Genomic DNA, 20,591 nt, shown 5'->3' with positions numbered 1-20,591 from the left:
AAGTGCTTTAAGCCTGTGGATTAAACAGGTGCTTATCCACAGATGGGTTTTTACTCAGGTTTCAGGCCCTGTTATCAACTGGGCACAGCTGCGGTTATTCACAGGGCTTAATCCACAGAAATTCGTGAATCCAGCCAAATTGCGGCCACGCGAAAGCCTCCAATGTCTTGGTGATCTCTCAGTCAGTGGGTTGAATCAGGAAGAACAGACAGGCACTGATGGCCTGTCTGTGAACAACGGGAGTCTATTTACCGATACAGAAGCTGGAAAAGATCCGGCCCAGCAGGTCATCGGAGCTGAATGCACCCGTGATTTCACCTAAAAGCTGCTGTGCCTGTCGCAAGTCTTCGGCCAACAATTCTCCTGCGCCCGCCAAGGTCAATTGAGCCCGGCCGTGCTCCAGTGCCGCGCTGGCGTGCCGCAGCGCCTCTAAGTGCCTACGACGTGCGCTGAAGCTGCTCTCCGAAGTCTGCTCATAGCCCATACAGGCCTTGAGATGGTCCCTCAGCAACTCCAGCCCCTCGCCAGCCGACTTCGCACTCAGGCTGATGGTGACGTGGCCATCCTCACAGGTTTCCACGTTAATGGCTTCGCCCGTCAGGTCGGCCTTGTTGCGAATCAAGGTCACTTTGGCCGGGTTCGGTCGCTGCTCGAGAAACTCTGGCCATAAGGCAAAAGGGTCCGCCGCTTCGGGTGCGGTTGCATCCACCACCAACAACACGCGGTCTGCTTCACTGATGGCTTTAAGCGCGCGTTCCACACCGATTTTTTCAACCTGGTCATCGGTATCGCGCAGACCGGCAGTGTCGACCACATGCAACGGCATGCCATCGATGTGGATATGTTCACGCAAGATATCCCGGGTGGTGCCGGCAATCTCGGTCACGATCGCGGCTTCACGGCCAGCCAGTGCGTTCAGCAGGCTGGATTTGCCCGCATTGGGCCTGCCGGCAATCACAACCGTCATACCGTCGCGCAATAGTGCTCCCTGCCCTGCCTCACGTAGCACGGTGGATAACTCATCACGGACTTTATCGAGCATTGCCAAGACATGGCCATCGGCGAGAAAGTCGATTTCCTCTTCTGGAAAATCAATCGCGGCCTCGACGTAGATGCGCAGGCTGATCAGTTGCTCGGTCAGGTTATGCACACGCAGGGAAAATGCACCTTGGAGCGAGCGCAATGCATTACGCGCAGCCTGCGCGGAACTCGCCTCGATCAAGTCGGCTATGGCTTCCGCCTGGGCCAGGTCGAGCTTGTCATTGAGGAATGCCCGCTCACTGAATTCCCCTGGTCGCGCCAGTCGGCAACCCAATTGCAGGCAGCGCTGCAGCAACATATCCAGTACGACCGGACCACCATGGCCCTGCAATTCCAGGACATCTTCACCGGTAAAGGAATTCGGCCCCGGAAAGTAGATGGCCAGGCCTTCATCCAACACACTTTTGTCAGCGTCCAGGAACTGGCCGTAATGGGCATAGCGCGGTTTCAACTCTCGACCGCTGATGGCCCGCGCCGCTACGCCCGCAAGTGGCCCGGAAATTCGAACGATACCGACACCGCCGCGACCTTGAGCGGTAGCGACAGCAGCGATGGTTTCACGAGGAGCGCTCATCAGCAGGTTCCAGAACAAAAGTGACGGAAAGCAAAACGCCCCACTAGGGGGCGTCTTGAGTGGTTATCCACAGAGTAAGTTACGCCGCAGCTTTTTTGGTAGCCGCTTCGATTTTACGAGTGATGTACCACTGTTGGGAAATCGACAACACGTTGTTGACTACCCAGTACAGAACCAGACCAGCCGGGAACCACAGGAAGAAGAAGGTGAAGATGATTGGCATCATTTTCATTACCTTGGCCTGCATCGGGTCCGGTGGAGTCGGGTTCAGACGCTGCTGGATAAACATGGTCGCGCCCATGATGATCGGCAGGATAAAGAACGGGTCTTTGATCGACAGGTCAGTTATCCACAGCATGAATGGAGCCTGGCGCATTTCCACGCTTTCCAGGAGTACCCAGTACAGCGACAGGAACACCGGCATCTGCACGAGAATCGGCAAGCATCCACCCAGTGGGTTGATCTTCTCTTTCTTGTACAGCTCCATCATGGCTTGCGACATTTTCTGACGGTCATCGCCATGCTGTTCTTTCAACGCGGCCAGTTTCGGTGCAACGGCACGCATGCGGGCCATCGACTTGTAGCTAGCTGCCGACAGAGGGAAGAAGATCCCTTTGATCAGCATGGTCAAGAAGATGATCGAGAAGCCCCAGTTACCGACGATGCTGTGGATATGTTGCAGCAGCCAGAAGATCGGCTGGGCAATGAACCACAGAATGCCGTAGTCCACAGTCAGTTCCAGACCTGGGGACAACTCTTTCAACACGGCTTGGCTTTTCGGGCCGGCGTACAGAGTGGCACTGGTTTCAGCCTTGGCGCCTGGCGCAACGGTCAACGCCGGGCCAGTGAAACCAATGATGTAGTTGCCTTGGCTGTCTTTGCGGGTTTGAACCAGGTTGGCTTCACCCTTGTTCGGGATCCAAGCGGTCACGAAGTAGTGTTGCAACCAGGCAACCCAGCCGCCCTGGACGGTTTCTTTAAGCGCGCCCTTGTCGATATCTTTCATCGACACTTTTTTGTACGGCTCGCTACTTGTCCACAGGGCTGCGCCCAAGTAAGTCGCGGTGCCGGTGGCGGTGCTGGAAGAAGGATCGGCGCTGTTGTCACGCTTGAGCTGGGCAAACAGGTTGCCGGTCCATGCTTTGTCGCTTTCGTTGTCGATCAGGTAAGTGACCTTCAAGTCGTACAAACCACGGGTGAAGCTGAAACGCTTGATGTAATTGACGCCGTCGAGGCTGAATTTCAGGTCGACGTTCAACTGGTTCTGGCCATCAGCCAGTTGATAAGTCTTCTGTTCGGTCGAGTAAATCGGACGACCGGTAGCACGCGCATCCGGACCATTGGTGCCGGTCAGGCCGCTTTGCGCCAGATAAGTACGTTCACCACCGTTATCGAACAGTTGGAACGGAACATCCGGATGGTCTTGACGACGTGGATACAGCGGCAGTTTCAACTGCGCGATATCACCACCTTGTGGGTCGATAGCCAGGTCGAGCACATCCGTTTTTACGTGGATGAGGTCTTTGTTAGTGACCACTGGCGTTTCTAAAGGGGCGCTTGTCTCGCCATTCGCGCTGGGAACATCGGCACTCGCGGACGCATTGTTACCCAACGGGGTGTCCGGAATAGCCGGCGCAGCCTGGTTGGTAGCAACATTCTGAGTCGGCAGGGCAGCCTGGCCGTAGTCTTGGTTCCACTTGAGGACCATGACGTAGGACACAATTGCCAGGGCGACGATCAGGATTGTGCGTTTAATATCCATGATTACTCGGCCATCGAAGAAGAACGGGAGGTAGGGATAGGTGGAACCGGGTCATAACCACCGGGATTCCACGGATGACAGCGACCTAAACGACGAAAGGTCAGCCAGCCACCGCGCAGAAGACCATGATTTTCTATGGCCTCTAACGCGTAGCAGGAACAACTGGGGTAGAAACGACAGTGGTTGGCCATCAGAGGACTAATGGCATAGCGATAAAACTGGATCGGAACGAGGGCCAGTTTACGCATGGGTGCTGTCTACCCCTACAGTTTCGGTGCTGACTGTTGGTGTTGGCTTGTTGGTACGCGCCAGACGTTTCCAGAGCTTGCCGAAATGCTGAATCAATTCGGGGTTTTCTACATCCCCCAAGCCTTTGCGCGCGACGATAACAATATCCCAACCAACCAGAGTGTCCTGGTGGAGGCGAAACGATTCGCGCATCAGACGCTTGAGGCGATTGCGCTCAACGGAGAGCTTTACGCTCTTCTTGCCGATCACCAAGCCGAGGCGGGGGTGATCCAGATCGTTGTTACGCGCAAGGAGCAGGAGATTTTTCCCCGGAACCTTGCCGGTGGGGGAGTCAAAGACTGCCTTGAAATGCCGGGGTGTTAGCAGACGCTTTTCCCGACTGAAGTCCTGACTCACCACCAGTACCGGATTATCAAACTGCCAGACGCGCACGACCTTTGGCGCGGCGACGCGACAGGACAGCACGGCCGTTCTTGGTAGCCATGCGAGCACGGAAACCGTGAGTGCGGGCGCGTTTGATGGTGCTTGGTTGGAAAGTACGTTTCATGGCGTTGTTACCTGGTTCGTCCACAACGGGCCGGAATGGCCCCCGTTTTAAGAGACCGGCGATTCTAGAGAAAGCAAGCCTCTAGGTCAATTTCCAACCAGCTTTTCCTTTATTTAGATCTCTACAGGTCAAAGGGTGCTTTTCTCCCCATCGGGCTTCCGCCTCGAGTGGCATAGATATAAAAATAAAGAAGGAAGGTATTTAAAGCTTTTCTGTAAAGCTTATAAAAGCTAGGTAGCGGTTCATCTGTGGATAACTACCTTGAGCCCAGGTTCTGCCTGATGTACAGAGAATGACAACTACGGGGGAAAACGGTGCTCTCCCTGTGCTGCGCTGTCGGATAAGCTGTGTGTGGAATGGGTTGTTATCCACAGGCCAGTTACCCACAGACTTTCGACCCCACTTGTACAACGAGCTTAAGTGCGTTTATCCACAGAGCTTATGCACAGACCATTGGTCTACTTTTTCGCGGTTAACGCATTGATTTTGGGTGCCCTGTGGGCAACCTACATGTGGATAAGTGAGCGACTGGCCGCTACAATGGCGGCTGTTTTTGCCTCACCGGCTTTCAACTTAGGGGATATCCGTGTCAGTGGAACTTTGGCAGCAGTGCGTGGAGCTTTTGCGCGATGAGCTGCCTGCCCAGCAATTCAACACCTGGATCCGTCCGCTACAGGTCGAAGCCGAAGGCGACGAGTTGCGTGTCTACGCGCCGAATCGTTTTGTTCTCGACTGGGTCAATGAGAAGTACCTGAGCCGTGTCCTCGAATTACTCGATGAGCATGGCAACGGCCTCGCACCTGCGCTTTCTTTATTAATAGGCAGCAAACGTAGCTCTGCACCTCGCGCTGCGCCGAACGCACCGCTGGCTGCTGCGGCTTCGCAAGCCCAGGCTGCGGCGGTACCGGTTGCAGCTACACCCGCACCGGTACCGTCCAAATCCTCTGCGCAAAAAAACGCGCCTGAGCATGAAGAACCGTCTCGCGACAGCTTCGACCCAATGGCGGGTGCCAGCTCGCAGCAAGCGCCGGTCCGTGCCGAACAGCGCACAGTGCAGGTCGAAGGTGCGCTCAAGCACACGAGCTACCTGAACCGCACGTTCACGTTTGAGAACTTCGTCGAAGGTAAATCCAACCAGCTGGCTCGTGCTGCCGCCTGGCAGGTAGCCGACAACCCCAAGCATGGTTACAACCCACTCTTCCTTTATGGTGGCGTTGGCTTGGGTAAGACTCACTTGATGCACGCTGTGGGTAATCACCTATTAAAGAAGAATCCGAATGCCAAGGTTGTGTACCTGCACTCGGAGCGCTTCGTGGCTGACATGGTCAAGGCCCTGCAGCTCAACGCCATCAACGAATTCAAGCGGTTCTACCGCTCGGTTGATGCGTTGCTGATCGACGATATTCAATTCTTTGCCCGCAAAGAGCGTTCCCAGGAAGAGTTTTTCCATACCTTCAACGCCCTGCTCGAAGGTGGCCAGCAGGTCATCTTGACCAGTGACCGTTACCCGAAAGAAATCGAAGGCCTGGAAGAACGCCTGAAGTCGCGCTTCGGCTGGGGCTTGACCGTTGCGGTAGAGCCGCCGGAGCTGGAAACCCGCGTCGCGATCCTGATGAAAAAGGCCGACCAGGCCAAGGTCGATCTGCCTCACGACGCTGCGTTCTTTATTGCCCAGCGCATCCGCTCCAACGTGCGTGAGCTGGAAGGTGCGCTCAAGCGGGTCATCGCACACTCGCACTTCATGGGCCGCGATATCACCATCGAGCTGATTCGCGAATCCCTGAAAGACTTGCTGGCACTGCAAGACAAACTGGTGAGTGTGGATAACATCCAGCGCACCGTGGCCGAGTACTACAAGATCAAGATTTCCGACTTGCTGTCCAAGCGCCGCTCGCGCTCGGTGGCACGTCCCCGTCAGGTGGCCATGGCGCTCTCCAAGGAGCTGACCAACCACAGCCTGCCGGAAATCGGTGATGTGTTTGGCGGCCGCGACCACACCACGGTCTTGCACGCGTGCCGCAAGATCAACGAACTTAAGGAATCCGACGCGGATATTCGCGAGGACTACAAGAACCTGCTGCGTACACTGACAACTTGATGACACCAGCGCAGCTTATTAAGGCAAGGGACTAGACCATGCATTTCACCATTCAACGCGAAGCCCTGTTGAAACCCCTGCAACTGGTCGCAGGCGTCGTCGAGCGCCGACAGACCTTGCCGGTGCTTTCCAACGTATTGCTGGTAGTCGAAGGCCAGCAATTGTCCCTGACCGGTACCGACCTTGAAGTCGAGCTGGTTGGTCGTGTACAGCTGGAAGAGCCCGCCGAACCTGGCGAGATCACCGTACCGGCGCGTAAGCTGATGGACATCTGCAAAAGCCTGCCGAACGACGCGCTGATCGACATCAAGGTCGATGAAGCCAAGTTGGTGGTCAAAGCCGGTCGCAGCCGCTTCACCTTGTCCACCTTGCCAGCCAATGATTTCCCGACTGTGGAAGAGGGCCCTGGCTCGCTGACTTGCAGCCTGGAACAGAGCAAGCTGCGCCGTTTGATCGAGCGCACTAGCTTCGCCATGGCCCAGCAGGACGTGCGTTACTACCTGAACGGCATGCTGCTGGAAGTGTCGGAAGGCATTATCCGCGCGGTGGCGACTGACGGTCACCGTCTGGCAATGTGCTCGATGCGGGCCGATATTGGCCAGCCTGATCGTCACCAAGTCATCGTGCCGCGCAAGGGTATCCTCGAGCTGGCGCGCCTGCTCACTGAGCCGGATGGCAATGTCAGCATTGTCCTGGGCCAGCACCACATCCGCGCAACGACTGGCGAGTTCACCTTCACGTCCAAGCTGGTCGACGGTAAGTTCCCGGATTACGAGCGCGTGCTGCCTAAAGGTGGTGACAAGCTGGTACTGGGGGACCGTCAGGCCCTGCGTGAAGCGTTTAGCCGTACGGCGATCCTGTCGAACGAGAAGTACCGCGGTATCCGTCTGCAACTGGCCAACGGTCAGTTGAAGATCCAGGCCAACAACCCGGAGCAGGAAGAAGCGGAAGAAGAAGTGGGCGTCGACTACAACGGTGGCTCGCTGGAAATCGGTTTCAACGTGAGCTACCTGCTGGATGTGCTGGGTGTAATGACCACCGAACAGGTTCGTCTGATCCTGTCGGACTCCAACAGCAGCGCCTTGGTGCAAGAATCCGATAACGACGACTCGGCTTACGTTGTCATGCCGATGCGCCTGTAATCATGCTCAGCAGAAGCTAGATGTCCCTCAGTCGCGTCTCGGTCACCGCGGTGCGCAATTTGCACCCGGTGACCTTCTCCCCCTCCCCCCGCATCAACATCCTCCACGGCGCCAACGGCAGTGGCAAAACCAGCGTGCTGGAAGCCATTCATTTGCTGGGGCTTGCCCGTTCCTTTCGCAGTGCTCGCCTGTTACCGGTCATCCAGTACGAACAATTAGCGTGCACGGTATTTGGCCAAGTCGAACTGGCTGAAGGTGGGCACAGCAACCTGGGGATATCGCGTGATCGCGGCGGAGAGTTTCAGATTCGTATTGATGGGCAAAATGCTCGCAGCGCGGCGCAATTGGCGGAAATCCTGCCGCTGCAGTTGATCAACCCCGACAGTTTTCGATTGTTGGAAGGCGCGCCCAAAATCCGCAGGCAATTCCTCGATTGGGGAGTGTTCCACGTGGAACCGCGGTTCATGGCCACTTGGCAGCGCCTACAGAAGGCCCTGCGGCAGCGGAACTCATGGCTGCGGCATGGTACACTTGACGCCGCTTCGCAAGCGGCCTGGGACCGTGAACTGTGCCTGGCCAGCGACGAAATAGATGAATACCGCCGCGCCTACATCAAAGCCTTGAAACCAGTCTTTGAGCAGACCTTGAGTGAGTTGTTGGATCTCGAGGGGCTGACGCTGAGTTACTACCGTGGTTGGGACAAAGAGCGTGAACTGAGTGCAGTACTCGCCACGTCCTTGCAGCGAGATCAGCAAATTGGCCATACACAGGCTGGCCCTCAACGTGCTGATTTGCGTCTTAGATTGGGCGCACACAATGCTGCGGATATCTTGTCCCGTGGCCAGCAGAAGTTGGTGGTGTGCGCTTTGCGTATCGCCCAGGGCCACTTGGTTAGCCAAGCCCGGCGCGGTCAATGTATTTATCTGGTGGATGACTTGCCGTCTGAACTCGACGAGCAACACCGCCGATCGTTATGCCGCTTGTTGGAAGACTTACGCTGCCAGGTGTTCATCACCTGTGTAGACCACGAATTATTGAGGGAAGGCTGGCAGACGGAAACGCCAGTCGCTTTGTTCCACGTGGAACAGGGCCGTATCACCCAGACCCACGACCATCGGGAGTGAAGGCATGAGCGAAGAAAACACGTACGACTCGACCAGCATCAAAGTGCTGAAAGGTTTGGATGCCGTACGCAAACGTCCTGGTATGTACATCGGCGACACCGATGATGGTAGCGGTCTGCACCACATGGTGTTCGAGGTGGTCGACAACTCCATCGACGAAGCGCTGGCCGGTCACTGCGACGACATCAGCATCATCATCCACCCGGATGAATCCATCACTGTGCGCGACAACGGTCGCGGTATCCCGGTTGATGTGCACAAAGAGGAAGGCGTTTCGGCGGCAGAGGTCATCATGACCGTGCTCCACGCTGGCGGTAAGTTCGACGATAACTCCTATAAAGTCTCCGGCGGTTTGCACGGTGTAGGCGTTTCGGTGGTAAACGCCCTGTCGGAAGAACTGGTGCTGACCGTTCGCCGCAGTGGCAAGATCTGGGAACAAACCTACGTACATGGCGTGCCTCAGGCACCGATGGCGATTGTGGGTGACAGTGAAACCACGGGTACCCAGATTCACTTCAAGGCCTCCAGCGAGACCTTCAAGAATATTCACTTCAGCTGGGACATCCTGGCCAAGCGTATTCGTGAACTGTCCTTCCTCAACTCCGGTGTGGGTATCGTCCTCAAGGACGAGCGCAGCGGCAAGGAAGAACTGTTCAAGTACGAAGGCGGCCTGCGTGCATTCGTTGAATACCTGAACACCAACAAGACTGCGGTCAACCAGGTGTTCCACTTCAACATCCAGCGTGAAGACGGCATTGGCGTGGAAATCGCCCTGCAGTGGAACGACAGCTTCAACGAGAACCTGTTGTGCTTCACCAACAACATTCCACAGCGCGATGGTGGTACTCACCTGGTGGGTTTCCGCTCCGCGCTGACGCGTAACCTGAACACCTACATCGAGGCCGAAGGCCTGGCGAAGAAGCATAAAGTCGCCACCACCGGTGACGATGCGCGTGAAGGCTTGACCGCGATTATCTCGGTTAAAGTACCGGACCCTAAGTTCAGCTCCCAGACCAAAGACAAGCTGGTGTCTTCCGAAGTGAAGACCGCAGTGGAACAAGAGATGGGTAAATACTTCTCTGACTTCCTGTTGGAAAATCCGAACGAAGCCAAGCTGGTTGTCGGCAAGATGATCGACGCCGCACGTGCCCGGGAAGCGGCGCGTAAAGCCCGTGAGATGACCCGTCGTAAAGGCGCGCTGGATATCGCCGGCCTGCCAGGCAAACTGGCGGACTGCCAGGAGAAGGACCCTGCCCTCTCCGAACTGTATCTGGTGGAAGGTGACTCTGCTGGCGGTTCCGCCAAGCAGGGTCGTAACCGTCGCACCCAGGCCATCCTGCCGTTGAAAGGTAAGATCCTCAACGTCGAGAAAGCCCGTTTTGACAAGATGATTTCTTCCCAGGAAGTTGGCACCTTGATCACGGCGTTGGGCTGCGGTATCGGTCGTGACGAGTACAACATCGACAAGCTGCGCTACCACAACATCATCATCATGACCGATGCTGACGTCGACGGTTCGCACATCCGTACCTTGCTACTGACGTTCTTCTTCCGTCAGTTGCCGGAGCTGATCGAGCGCGGTTACATCTATATCGCCCAGCCACCGTTGTACAAAGTGAAGAAAGGCAAGCAAGAGCAGTACATCAAAGACGACGACGCCATGGAAGAGTACATGACGCAGTCGGCTCTGGAAGATGCCAGCCTGCACTTGAACGACGAGGCTCCAGGTATCTCCGGTGAGGCGCTGGAGCGCTTGGTCAACGACTTCCGCATGGTGATGAAGACCCTCAAGCGTCTGTCGCGCCTGTACCCTCAGGAGCTGACCGAACACTTCATCTACTTGCCGGCCGTGAGCCTGGAGCAGTTGGGCGATCACGCCGCCATGCAGGAATGGCTGGCTCAGTACGAAGTACGTCTGCGTACCGTTGAGAAGTCCGGCCTGGTCTATAAAGCCAGCCTGCGTGAAGATCGTGAACGTGGCGTGTGGCTGCCAGAGGTCGAACTGATCTCCCACGGCCTGTCGAACTACGTCACCTTCAACCGCGACTTCTTCGGTAGCAACGACTACAAAACCGTAGTGACACTGGGCGCTCAACTGAGCACCCTGCTCGACGACGGCGCTTACATCCAGCGTGGCGAGCGCAAAAAACCGGTCAAGGAATTCAAAGAAGCCCTCGACTGGTTGATGGCTGAAAGCACCAAGCGTCACACTATCCAGCGATACAAAGGTCTGGGCGAAATGAACCCGGATCAGCTGTGGGAAACCACCATGGACCCAAGTCAGCGTCGCATGCTGCGGGTGACCATCGAAGACGCCATTGGCGCAGACCAGATCTTCAACACCCTGATGGGTGATGCGGTCGAGCCTCGCCGTGACTTCATCGAGAGCAATGCCTTGGCGGTGTCCAACCTGGACTTCTGATCAGGTCAGCCTGCTAAATCAAAAAGGCCAACGCTTAGCGTTGGCCTTTTTTATTGGAAATCCGATAAGAATTTCCAAGATGCTCCACGTGGAACATCGCCGATTTTAGCCTGGCGTAGTCGCCACGCTCTCCAACCGATACCCATACCCATAGATGGTTAGCAGCTGCCAGCCTCGGTCCGCGGTCAGTCCCAACTTATTCCGCAGCCGATAGATATGTGTATCCAGTGGTCGAGACGACACCATTTCTTCATGGGACCAAAACCGTTCATACAGATATTCCCGAGACAGCGGCCGTGCCAGATTGGCGAACAAGCAACTGGCCAGTCGGTACTCCCGTTCGGTCAGGCTGATCGGTGTGCCCGCACGGGTGACAGTTAATTCGGCATCATCAAAGGTCAGGTCATTAAAACTCTGCAGTTCGCTGGTGGCGGGCTTCTGCAGGCCATGGCGACGTAAGACGGCACTGACCCGTGCCTTGAGTTCGTTGGGGCGAAAGGGTTTGCTGACGTAATCATCAGCGCCGCTGTTGAGGGCCGTGACAATATCGCTCTCTGCATCTCGGCTGGTCAGCATGATGACCGCAGGGGGAGAATCCATGTGTTCTCGGGTCCAGCGCAACAAGGCGATGCCGGTGATATCGGGCAGTTGCCAATCGAGTATCAGCAGGTCGAAAGTTTCCCGACGTAGCTGGCGCAGCAGGTCTTCGCCGCGCTCAAAACAATGCAGGGACCAGGGCTGTTCCGCAGTGCTGGGGATCTGTCGCAGTGTCTGTTCAACCCGCCGCAGTTCGGCAGGCTCGTCATCCAGTATTGCGACACGCATGGGTGGGTCCTTTCTTCTTGAAGAGTACGGCAGTCGTCAGGTTTCGGTAGGGGCTGCTCTGCGCTGCGCAGATTTCAGCTGTTGAATCTGAACAATTATTGCCGAATTCTCAAGCCCCTGGATCTCTAGGTACGATGATGTCAAATGGCCGTTAAGCCATAGGAAGTCATCAATATCCATGCTGGGAAGATACCGGCTCGAGACCGTCAGGAAAAGGATCAATGGCAATCAGGCTTTATGCTGTGTCGAGACGAGCGATCGTCATGGAGCAGGTCAATGTGTGGGGGCGGATGGTTTTGTTGGTGATTGCGGCGGTTCTGGGAACGGAAACGATTGCTGTCTCTAGCCCGGCAGCGGCGCCTACTCCGTTTGACGAGCGGCAGACGTTAGGTGAATCGGGTGATGGAATGGGTTTCGCAAGCTCCCCCTTCCAGCAAGCAGAAGTAATCCAAGGGGGCCAACGCTGGGTCTTCTAGCCGTGTTGAATCTGAACAAATGTTACATATTCTCCAAATACACCTTTGCTGTAGGTAAATTCTCTCTCGCTGAGTGACACGCAGATTGGAGCGCGGGATGCGCTCCGACACAGGATGTGTCAACCACAGTCCAAGGTTCGCCATGGACTGCTGTCGGAGGGATGAGATGGACAGTTTTTCTTCGATGTATACCCCGAACCAGGACACTAGGTCGGGTTCGACACAGGGACGTGTCATCCTATGCGATGAACTCCACTCCCCGGACATTACAGCTATCAAGTGCGATACATCATCGGGTATCGTAGGTGGCATTCAAGGTCTTCCTGCTGCAAGCTTCTGGAAGTGCTTTCTGATGATCCATTAGAACCAGAATCTTGATGAGCGCCATGACCTTTTTTTCCTGCCAATACCGCCGTCTTTTTTTCACATTTTTGGGCTCGGGCCTGATCGCTGCGTTGAGCTCAGTGAGTTCGCCTGCGGTTGCGCGCTCTGCTCCTCCCCGTGCGCCCTATATTGATGACAACCTGCTCTGCCGTGCGCAGCCGTTGCCGGCGCTCGTCCAGCATCTGACGGGCGAAGCCTGGAAGCTGGATGAAAACGGCGTGTCGACCGTGCTGATGGAAGGCATGGCTATTGATGAGCAAGAGAGTGTAAAAACGTCCCCTTCGGCATTTGTCAGCTTGCTGCTGGGGGATGGCTCGCGGATTGTCCTGCCTTCCAGCTCTCAGGTCCGATTGCACCTGGTGGAGGAACAGGCGATCCCTCAGGTCATTCTTGAGCAGGGCCAAGTCGAAACCTATGTGATCAAGCGTGCCAGCGATTATGACCGCTTCCAGATCGTGACGCCTGTGGGTGTATTGGGTGTGCGTGGCACGCACTTCCGGGTTCGCAACGATGGCGAACAATCGGTTGTCGAAGTGCTCAATGGGCAAGTGGCGGTAAATCGTGACGAGCTGCGGCCCAGCACTCATCCCGCTAATAAAAAGAAACCAGTGATCGGCCCAATGGCGGACGAAGTAAAGGTCGGCGCTCGCCAAGGATTGGTGGTTAAGAAACAAGGTGAGCTCAAGCCGGTAGAGTTGCTGAATCCTCCTGTTTTAGTGGGGCAAGATGGCCAGAAAGGTGACGCGCCAGTCTGGACCCTGTTCTTGCGACCACTGCCGGGTGCTCAACGCTATCGGGCACAGGTTGCTACCGATAAGGAATTCATGGACATCAAGCAGGAAAACTTCTCCAGTAAGCCGAAAATGAGCTTCACTGGGCTGAAAGCGTCGTTCTACCATGTGCGCTTGTCTGCTTATGATGAACACGGGCTGGAGGGCGCCACCGGGGTCTATGACATCTTTTATTACCCACCCACGACTCGTGTTCAGCAGGCATCCGGCGGTTGATCGGTGAGGCTGTGGCGCAGGACTGAAAAGCGTGAGCCAACCCAGGCCCAGCGGCTGTTCAACGGCCTGGTTCGTGAGTGGATGTGGATCAGCCTCCTGTTGTTGCCCCTGACGGCATTCCTGTCTCTCAATCCTGGTCTCGCCCTCAATAACCTGCTGTATGACAGCCTTCGCCGTTTGAGCCCCTTGCCGGTTGATCCGCGCATTCTGCTGGTGACCATCGACGAACGTAGCCTTAAACAACTTGGTCAATGGCCATGGTCGCGGCTCGTCCACGCCGACTTGATTGATCGTCTGAGTGCTGCCAAGCCCGCGGGTATTTTGTTTGATGTGATTTTCAGCGAACCGGCCCGTGAGCCTGCCAACGATCAACGTCTGGCCGAAGCCATTTGCAACGCCGGTAATGTATTGCTGCCATTGATTCGCGAAGAAATGCCCCGCTACGGCCAGGCTGTGATGCAAATTCAACCCGTGCGCCCTCTGCGTGATTGTGCCCGGGGTGTTGGCCATATCAATGTCGAGGCCGACAGCGATGGCATCGTTCGCAACCTCTATTTACGTGAAGGGCCACCTGGGCAGATGACGCCTCAGTTGGCGTGGCTGGCGTTCGAGTTGGCTGGGCAGGCTGCTTCCATGCCGGGCTTGTCCGGGCCTGAGGGACATGCCGATTGGCAACGGGAGAATGCGATTCGGATTCCCTTCATCGATGCCAGTGCAGGCTTTGCCAGCGTGCCCTATGTCAGCGTGTTGCGCGGAGAGGTTCCGTCCGAAGTTTTGCGTGATCGCCTGATTTTGGTGGGGGCCACTGCGCCCGGCATGGGTGATCGCTATGTCACACCGTTATCAGCCCGCGTGGGCACCACCGCAGGTGTCGAGATCCAGGCCAACGTCCTCAATGGCCTGCTGCAAGAGCGCAGCATCGTGGTGTTGCCCGGTTGGCTGGCAGCGTTGATAGCCACCGCAATGGTGGCTCTGCTGCTGGGTTTGCTGCTGTTCCGGCCGCGCTACGCACTGTGGCTGACCTTGGGCTGTATGAGTGCTTCCCTCTTCGGTTCCTGGGCGATGTTGAGGCTGGGTGACTGGTGGTCGCCAGCGGCCTGTCTGATTGGCTTGCTGCTGGCCTACCTGATCTGGAATTGGCGTCGCCTGAGCGTGATCCTGGCTTATTTCGGCTGGGAACTGGCCCGCTTGGACAACGAACCCAAGGTCCTGCCGGAACGGCGTCGTGCGCCTGCCAGTAAGGGTGATGTGTTGCAAGGAAGGATCTTTGCCCTGGAACAGGCCGTCAGCCGTACCCGCGATACCCGGCGCTTCATGGCGGATGGTCTGGAGTGTCTGCCGGTGGCCACGTTGATCACCGACCCGATGGGGAACATCTTACTGGCGAACCGGATTGCTCGAGACGTGTTTGGTAATGAGTTGGTTGCTGAAAACCTGCTCGAACAACTCACTGCATTGGGTTACCCACCGTTACAAGCTGGCAGTCGTCCTTCGTTGTCGACATTGGAAATCGTTGAATTTCGCGACACCCAGCAACGTAGCCTACGCTTGGATCTGGCCCCTCTGCGGCCGGCAGATGGCGATGTGGCCTTGGGGTGGCTGCTGAGCATGACGGACTTGAGCATTGAACGAGATACCCAGCAGCAACGAGAAACCCTGCTGCGCTTCCTGTCCCACGATCTGCGTGCACCTCATTCAGCGATCCTGGCGTTGCTGGATGTCCAGCGCCACGAGTCCTCAAGGGATACCTGGGTATTTACTCAGATCGAACAGCAGGTGCGACGCGCCTTGAACCTCACCGAGTCATTCGTTCAGTTGGCCAAGGCCGAATCCGAGGGTTACAAGTTTGAGCCTAGCCTGTTCGCAATGCTGGTACTCGACGCGTTTGATCAAGTGGCGCTGCTTGCCCAATTGAAGGATATCCACTTGGTTCATGACCTGGATGAGGCCGGCGAGGAGATGGTCTTGGCGGATCAATCGCAGCTGACGCGTGCTTTGTTCAACGTGCTGGAGAACGCGATCAAGTACAGCCCGTCCGGGACTACGGTGATGTTAAGCCTAAGCAGAGCCGACGAATGGCTGGAATGTCGAATCAGCGATCAGGGCTCGGGTATTGCCCATGAGGACCTTCCCGACTTGTTTGGGCAGTACCGGCGTTTTGCGTCGGCCCAAGGCAGTGAAGGACTGGGGTTGGGGCTGACAATGGTCAAGACGGTAGTGGATCGCCATGGCGGATGTATTGAGTGTGAGAGTGAAGTAGGGAAAGGCACCACGTTCAGCCTGCAATTGCCATTGTGGACCGAGTGAGTTGGCAGGTCTTTTTCTTGTGCATAAAAAACCGGCTGCTAGAGCCGGTTTTTTAATGCAGGAAAAACTTATGCACCTTTTTCGCTGTTTTATGAGCTTGAGAAATATGAAGTTAAATCAGTGACTTAGAATTTAAAAATGTCCGTTCGCCAACAAACCGTACACAGGTTATCCACAGAACATTAAATTGTCGCCGAATCAATTTCGGCCGACAGCGGAGGCAGCGAACCCATAGCCCGCTGTTGTGCCTCGTTCCACGCGGCGGCGCGGTCATTGAGTGCGGCAATGGCGCGTGGTCCCTCGCCTTCAGCGTACATCGGCTCGCCAATCACCACCGTGATGGTGCCTTCGCGCTTGGCCCAACCGGTTTTCGGCCAGAATTTGCCGGCGTTATGAGCAATCGGCAAGACCGGCAAGTTGGCGTTGACCGCCAACGCGGTACCACCGCGTGAGAACTTGCCTACGGTGCCGTAGGGCACGCGAGTACCTTCCGGGAAGATCAGCACCCAAACGCCGTCCTTGAGCAGCTCATCACCCTTCTTGGCCACGTGCTTGAGTGCGGCCTTGGGATTGTCACGGTCGATGGCGATCGGCCGCAGCATGGCCATGGCCCAGCCAAAGAACGGCACGTAGAGCAGCTCACGCTTGAGCACCTGGCTCAACGGCGAAAAGTAAGCCGACAGGAAGAACGTTTCCCAGGTGCTCTGGTGGTTCGACAGAATCACGCAGGGCTGGTCGGGGACGTTTTCAGTGCCCTTGACCTCGAAACGGATGTTCAGGAACACCTTGGTCAGCCACAACGCGCAGCGGCACCAATAGACGTTGATAAAGCGATAGCGCGCCTTGAACGGCAAGAACGGTGCAATAAAAAAGCTCAAGGTGCACCAGAGAAACGAACTGGTGCCCAGCAGCAGGTAAAAGAAAAAGGTTCTGATGGCCTGCAAGATCGACATGGCGGCATTTACCGTTGCGGGACACGGCCCGCCTGTTAAAAGCGCACTCCCGAACAGTCCTTGGTCAGGAAGTCGAGGGCGGCTAGTTGTTGATAAGTTCTGCGGCAACCGCCGCCAGATCGTCAAAAATCAAAGTGCCTACCGGCAGGTTTTTCGCCTGGGTCTTTTCGCCTTTTCCGGTCTTAACCAAAACTGGCTGAGAGTCGACGGCTTTGGCCGCTTCCAGGTCACCGAGGCTGTCCCCGACGAACCATAGCCCAGCCAAGGGCACCTTGTAATGTTCTGCAATGGTTTTCAACATGCCAGGCTTGGGTTTGCGGCAATCGCAGCCCTCATCCGGCCCGTGGGGACAGTACACCACCAGCCCCACCTCACCGCCCTGCTCGGCCACCAACGTGCGTAAGCGCGCGTGCATGGCGTCCAGGGTGGCGATGTCGTAGTAACCGCGGGCGATGCCGGACTGGTTGGTGGCGATGGCCACCGTCCAGCCGGCTTTGCTCAACTGCGCGATGGCCTCGATCGAACCGGGCAGTGGAATCCACTCCGCCACCGACTTGATGTAAGCGTCGGAGTCGTAATTGATCACTCCGTCCCGATCGAGAATCAGCAGTTTCAACATGATCAGCCCAATACGGAAATGTCAGCGATGTCGATGAACAGACCGCGCAGACGCGCCAGCATGGCGTAGCGGTTTTTCCGCACACCGGCGTCTTCGGCATTGATCATCACGGCTTCGAAGAACGCATCCACCGGCTCGCGCAAGCTGGCCAGGCATGCCAGTGCTTCGGCATAGTTGCGTTCGGCGAGCAGCGGTTTCACTGCGTTTTCCGCTTTGGCGATAGCCGAGTTCAGCGAGAACTCCTTGGCATCGGCAAACAGGCCTGGGTCGACTTTGGCATTGCCGAGGTTGTCGGCCTTGCTCAGCAGGTTCGACACACGCTTGTTCACAGCGGCCAGGGCTTCGGCTTCCGGCAGCTTGCGGAACGCTTGTACGGCTTGTACGCGTTGGTCGAAGTCCAGCGCTGAACCCGGTTGCAGGGCACGTACCGACAGGTAGACGGAAACGTCCACGCCTTCGTCTTCATAACGTGCACGCAGACGGTCGAACACGAACTCCAGCACTTGCTCGGCCAAGCCTGCTTGCTTGACCTTGCCACCGAACTGGCCGACCGCGAACACCACGGCCTGGGTCAGGTCGAGGTCCAGCTTCTTGTCGATCAGGATACGCAGCACGCCCAAGGCCGCACGGCGCAACGCATACGGGTCTTTGCTGCCGGTTGGCAGCATGCCGATACCGAAGATACCAACGAGCGTGTCCAGCTTGTCGGCGATAGCCACGGCTGCACCGGTCAAGGTGGTTGGCAGCTCAGCGCCAGCACCGCGCGGCATGTACTGCTCGTTCAGTGCCAGGGCAACATCGTCCGGCTCGCCGTCGTTGAGGGCGTAGTAGTAGCCGGCAACGCCTTGCATTTCCGGGAACTCGCCGACCATTTCAGTGGCCAGGTCGCACTTGGACAGCAAGCCCGCACGCGCGGCCCAGGCAGCATCACCACCAATGCGTGGCGCAATGTAGGCGGCCAGCTTGGAAACGCGTACGGCCTTGTCGTAGACGCTGCCGAGCTTCTCTTGGAACACCACGTTCTGCAGGCGCAGGTTGAAGTCTTCCAGCTTTTGCTTCTTGTCTTGCTTGAAGAAAAACTCAGCGTCGGTCAGGCGTGGGCGCACGACTTTTTCGTTACCGGCGATGATCTGCTGTGGGTCCTTGCTTTCGATGTTGGCCACGGTGATAAAGCGCGGCAGCAGCTTGCCGTCCACATCCAGCAGGCAGAAATACTTCTGGTTGTCCTGCATGGTGGTGATCAGGGCTTCTTGCGGCACGTCGAGGAAACGCTCTTCGAACGAGCACACCAGCGGCACCGGCCATTCAACCAGGGCGGTCACTTCGTCCAGCAGGCTTGGCGGCACGATGGCGGTGCCTTCCTGCAGGCGGGCCAGCTCTTCGGTGCGCTTGCTGATCAGCTCGCGACGCTCGTTGGCGTCGGCCAGTACATAGGCGGCACGCAGGTCGTTGAGGTAGTTGGCCGGGGAAGTGATGCGCACGCTTTCCGGGTGGTGGAAGCGATGACCACGGGAATCACGGCCAGCCTTCTGGGCGAGGATGGTGCAATCGATGACTTGGTCACCGAGCAGCATCACCAGCCACTGAGTCGGACGTACGAATTCTTCTTTGCGTGCACCCCAGCGCATGCGCTTCGGGATCGGCAGGTCGTTCAGGGAATCTTCGACGATGGTTGGCAGCAGGCTGGCGGTCGGCTTGCCGGTGATGACCTGGCTGAAACGCAGTTTCGGGCCACTCTGGTCGATCTCGCTCAGCTCGACGCCGCACTTCTTGGCAAAACCAAGGGCGGCTTGGGTCGGGTTGCCTTCGGCGTCGAAAGCGGCCTGGCGTGGCGGGCCGTCGAGGTTGATGCTGCGGTCCGGCTGCTGGGTTTCCAGCGCGGTCAGCAACACGGCCAGGCGGCGTGGCGCGGCGTAGACTTTCTTCGCAGCGAATTTCAGGCCGGCACTGTGCAGGCCCTTTTCGATACCGGCCAGGAACGCGTCGGCCAGGGTATTGAGTGCCTTGGGTGGCAGCTCTTCGGTGCCCAGTTCAACCAGGAAATCTTGAGCACTCATTGTGCAGCCTCCAGCTTAGCCAACACTTCATCACGCAGGTCCGGGGTAGCCATCGGGAAGCCCAGCTTGGCACGAGCCAGCAGGTAGGCTTGGGCGACGGAGCGCGCCAGGGTGCGTACACGCAGGATGTATTGCTGGCGCGCAGTTACCGAGATGGCACGGCGGGCGTCCAGCAGGTTGAAGGTATGGGAGGCCTTCAACACCATTTCATAGCTTGGCAACGGCAGCGGCTGGTCGAGTTCGATCAGGCGCTTGGCTTCGCTTTCATAGAAGTCGAACAGTTCGAACAGCTTGTCGACGTTGGCGTGTTCGAAGTTGTAGGTGGATTGCTCCACTTCGTTCTGGTGGAACACATCGCCGTAGGTCACTTTGCCGAACGGGCCGTCAGCCCACACCAGGTCGTAGACCGAGTCCACGCCTTGCAGGTACATGGCCAGGCGCTCAAGGCCGTAGGTGATCTCGCCAGTCACTGGGTAGCACTCGATGCCGCCCGCTTGCTGGAAGTAAGTGAACTGCGTCACTTCCATGCCGTTGAGCCAGACTTCCCAGCCCAGGCCCCAGGCGCCCAGGGTCGGCGATTCCCAGTTGTCTTCGACGAAACGGATGTCGTGGACCAACGGGTCCAGGCCGACATGCTTGAGCGAGCCCAGGTACAGTTCCTGGAAGTTGTCCGGGTTCGGCTTCAATACCACCTGGAACTGGTAGTAGTGCTGCAGACGGTTCGGGTTTTCGCCGTAGCGGCCGTCAGTCGGGCGACGACTGGGCTGCACATAAGCGGCGTTCCAGGTTTCCGGGCCAATGGCCCGCAGGAATGTTGCGGTGTGGAAAGTGCCGGCGCCTACTTCCATATCGTAGGGCTGAAGTACCACACAACCTTGCTCGGCCCAGTATTGCTGGAGGGCGAGGATCAAGTCTTGGAAGGTACGCACGGCTGGCGTAGGCTGGCTCACGAAATTCACCTGTTACTTGGGCTGCGATTTAAAGAGCGGGAGTATACCCGATTC

Annotated in this window: 16 protein-coding genes; 6 read left to right on the top strand and 10 right to left on the bottom strand. The window is 57.0% G+C overall.

Features of this window, described 5'->3' with window-relative positions; translation table 11 throughout:
* Nucleotides 1-244: 244 nt before the first annotated feature.
* The 5 genes from mnmE to rpmH form a co-directional block, all read right to left on the bottom strand.
* A complete protein-coding gene (gene mnmE, locus AC07V4_RS00590) occupies nt 245-1,615 on the bottom strand; it encodes a tRNA uridine-5-carboxymethylaminomethyl(34) synthesis GTPase MnmE (protein WP_492635204.1) in 1,371 nt (456 codons plus the stop codon).
* A 79-nt stretch (nt 1,616-1,694) separates the two neighbouring features.
* Complete coding sequence (gene yidC / locus AC07V4_RS00585) at nt 1,695-3,377, bottom strand: membrane protein insertase YidC (RefSeq protein ID WP_492635205.1); 1,683 nt, start codon at nt 3,375-3,377, stop codon at nt 1,695-1,697.
* 2 nt (nt 3,378-3,379) lie between these two features.
* Nucleotides 3,380-3,625, bottom strand: a complete 246-nt coding sequence (yidD, locus tag AC07V4_RS00580) for a membrane protein insertion efficiency factor YidD (RefSeq protein ID WP_003213574.1) — start codon at nt 3,623-3,625, stop codon at nt 3,380-3,382.
* Entirely contained in the window at nt 3,618-4,022 is a 405-nt protein-coding gene (rnpA, locus tag AC07V4_RS00575; protein WP_492635296.1) for a ribonuclease P protein component, read from the bottom strand. The genes yidD and rnpA overlap by 8 nt, the downstream gene beginning before the upstream one ends.
* A gap of 16 nt (nt 4,023-4,038) precedes the next feature.
* Nucleotides 4,039-4,173: a 50S ribosomal protein L34 gene (gene rpmH / locus AC07V4_RS00570; protein ID WP_003213577.1), complete on the bottom strand. Its 135-nt coding sequence runs from the start codon at nt 4,171-4,173 to the stop codon at nt 4,039-4,041.
* A gap of 586 nt (nt 4,174-4,759) precedes the next feature.
* Between rpmH and dnaA the strand changes: the two genes are divergently transcribed.
* Genes dnaA through gyrB form a run of 4 tightly spaced genes read left to right on the top strand, consistent with a single transcriptional unit; the run spans nt 4,760 to nt 10,959 of the window.
* The gene (dnaA, locus tag AC07V4_RS00565; RefSeq protein WP_492635206.1) at nt 4,760-6,271 is read left to right on the top strand and encodes a chromosomal replication initiator protein DnaA; all 1,512 of its coding nucleotides are present in this window, start codon (nt 4,760-4,762) and stop codon (nt 6,269-6,271) included.
* Nucleotides 6,272-6,309: 38 nt separating this feature from the next.
* Nucleotides 6,310-7,413 carry a DNA polymerase III subunit beta gene (gene dnaN / locus AC07V4_RS00560; protein ID WP_431749717.1) on the top strand — a complete coding sequence of 368 codons (1,104 nt, stop codon included), beginning with the start codon at nt 6,310-6,312 and terminating at the stop codon, nt 7,411-7,413.
* A 20-nt stretch (nt 7,414-7,433) separates the two neighbouring features.
* Complete coding sequence (gene recF / locus AC07V4_RS00555) at nt 7,434-8,537, top strand: DNA replication/repair protein RecF (protein ID WP_458293221.1); 1,104 nt, start codon at nt 7,434-7,436, stop codon at nt 8,535-8,537.
* 4 nt (nt 8,538-8,541) lie between these two features.
* Nucleotides 8,542-10,959, top strand: coding sequence for a DNA topoisomerase (ATP-hydrolyzing) subunit B (gene gyrB / locus AC07V4_RS00550; protein ID WP_492635207.1), 2,418 nt, complete (start codon nt 8,542-8,544; stop codon nt 10,957-10,959).
* A gap of 105 nt (nt 10,960-11,064) precedes the next feature.
* Here the strand turns inward: gyrB and AC07V4_RS00545 are convergent, their stop codons facing one another.
* Entirely contained in the window at nt 11,065-11,784 is a 720-nt protein-coding gene (locus AC07V4_RS00545) for a response regulator transcription factor (RefSeq protein ID WP_492635208.1), read from the bottom strand.
* An 862-nt stretch (nt 11,785-12,646) separates the two neighbouring features.
* Here AC07V4_RS00545 and AC07V4_RS00540 point away from each other — a divergent pair.
* Both AC07V4_RS00540 and AC07V4_RS00535 read left to right on the top strand, forming a co-directional pair.
* Nucleotides 12,647-13,651 (top strand): FecR family protein, encoded by a 1,005-nt coding sequence (locus AC07V4_RS00540; RefSeq protein ID WP_492635297.1) that lies wholly within the window; start codon nt 12,647-12,649, stop codon nt 13,649-13,651.
* A gap of 3 nt (nt 13,652-13,654) precedes the next feature.
* Nucleotides 13,655-15,958 (top strand): CHASE2 domain-containing protein, encoded by a 2,304-nt coding sequence (locus tag AC07V4_RS00535; protein WP_492635209.1) that lies wholly within the window; start codon nt 13,655-13,657, stop codon nt 15,956-15,958.
* Between the two features lie 182 nt (nt 15,959-16,140).
* Here AC07V4_RS00535 and AC07V4_RS00530 read toward each other — a convergent pair whose 3' ends face one another.
* From AC07V4_RS00530 to glyQ, 4 genes are all read right to left on the bottom strand, one after another.
* Nucleotides 16,141-16,911 carry a lysophospholipid acyltransferase family protein gene (locus tag AC07V4_RS00530; RefSeq protein ID WP_492635210.1) on the bottom strand — a complete coding sequence of 257 codons (771 nt, stop codon included), beginning with the start codon at nt 16,909-16,911 and terminating at the stop codon, nt 16,141-16,143.
* Nucleotides 16,912-16,993: 82 nt separating this feature from the next.
* Nucleotides 16,994-17,533: a D-glycero-beta-D-manno-heptose 1,7-bisphosphate 7-phosphatase gene (gmhB, locus tag AC07V4_RS00525; protein WP_174245652.1), complete on the bottom strand. Its 540-nt coding sequence runs from the start codon at nt 17,531-17,533 to the stop codon at nt 16,994-16,996.
* Nucleotides 17,533-19,587: a glycine--tRNA ligase subunit beta gene (gene glyS / locus AC07V4_RS00520; RefSeq protein ID WP_431751224.1), complete on the bottom strand. Its 2,055-nt coding sequence runs from the start codon at nt 19,585-19,587 to the stop codon at nt 17,533-17,535. Before glyS ends, gmhB begins: the two co-directional genes overlap by 1 nt.
* Complete coding sequence (gene glyQ, locus AC07V4_RS00515) at nt 19,584-20,537, bottom strand: glycine--tRNA ligase subunit alpha (protein WP_003187265.1); 954 nt, start codon at nt 20,535-20,537, stop codon at nt 19,584-19,586. Before glyQ ends, glyS begins: the two co-directional genes overlap by 4 nt.
* Nucleotides 20,538-20,591 lie beyond the last annotated feature (54 nt).

This window comes from Pseudomonas sp. GW821-FHT03A09 (genome assembly GCF_059421065.1).
The sequence above is the reverse complement of the archived record's forward strand: the minus strand, read 5'-3'. Positions and strand labels throughout refer to the sequence as shown.

What these genes read in the sequence shown, in the direction of transcription:
- mnmE (WP_492635204.1), bottom strand. Translation starts at nt 1,615, where the DNA reads ATGAGCGCTCCTCGTGAAACCATCGCTGCTGTCGCTACCGCTCAAGGT.
- yidC (WP_492635205.1), bottom strand. Translation starts at nt 3,377, where the DNA reads ATGGATATTAAACGCACAATCCTGATCGTCGCCCTGGCAATTGTGTCC.
- yidD (WP_003213574.1), bottom strand. Translation starts at nt 3,625, where the DNA reads ATGCGTAAACTGGCCCTCGTTCCGATCCAGTTTTATCGCTATGCCATT.
- rpmH (WP_003213577.1), bottom strand. Translation starts at nt 4,173, where the DNA reads ATGAAACGTACTTTCCAACCAAGCACCATCAAACGCGCCCGCACTCAC.
- dnaN (WP_431749717.1), top strand. Translation starts at nt 6,310, where the DNA reads ATGCATTTCACCATTCAACGCGAAGCCCTGTTGAAACCCCTGCAACTG.
- recF (WP_458293221.1), top strand. Translation starts at nt 7,434, where the DNA reads ATGTCCCTCAGTCGCGTCTCGGTCACCGCGGTGCGCAATTTGCACCCG.
- gyrB (WP_492635207.1), top strand. Translation starts at nt 8,542, where the DNA reads ATGAGCGAAGAAAACACGTACGACTCGACCAGCATCAAAGTGCTGAAA.
- AC07V4_RS00545 (WP_492635208.1), bottom strand. Translation starts at nt 11,784, where the DNA reads ATGCGTGTCGCAATACTGGATGACGAGCCTGCCGAACTGCGGCGGGTT.
- AC07V4_RS00540 (WP_492635297.1), top strand. Translation starts at nt 12,647, where the DNA reads ATGACCTTTTTTTCCTGCCAATACCGCCGTCTTTTTTTCACATTTTTG.
- AC07V4_RS00530 (WP_492635210.1), bottom strand. Translation starts at nt 16,911, where the DNA reads ATGTCGATCTTGCAGGCCATCAGAACCTTTTTCTTTTACCTGCTGCTG.
- glyS (WP_431751224.1), bottom strand. Translation starts at nt 19,587, where the DNA reads ATGAGTGCTCAAGATTTCCTGGTTGAACTGGGCACCGAAGAGCTGCCA.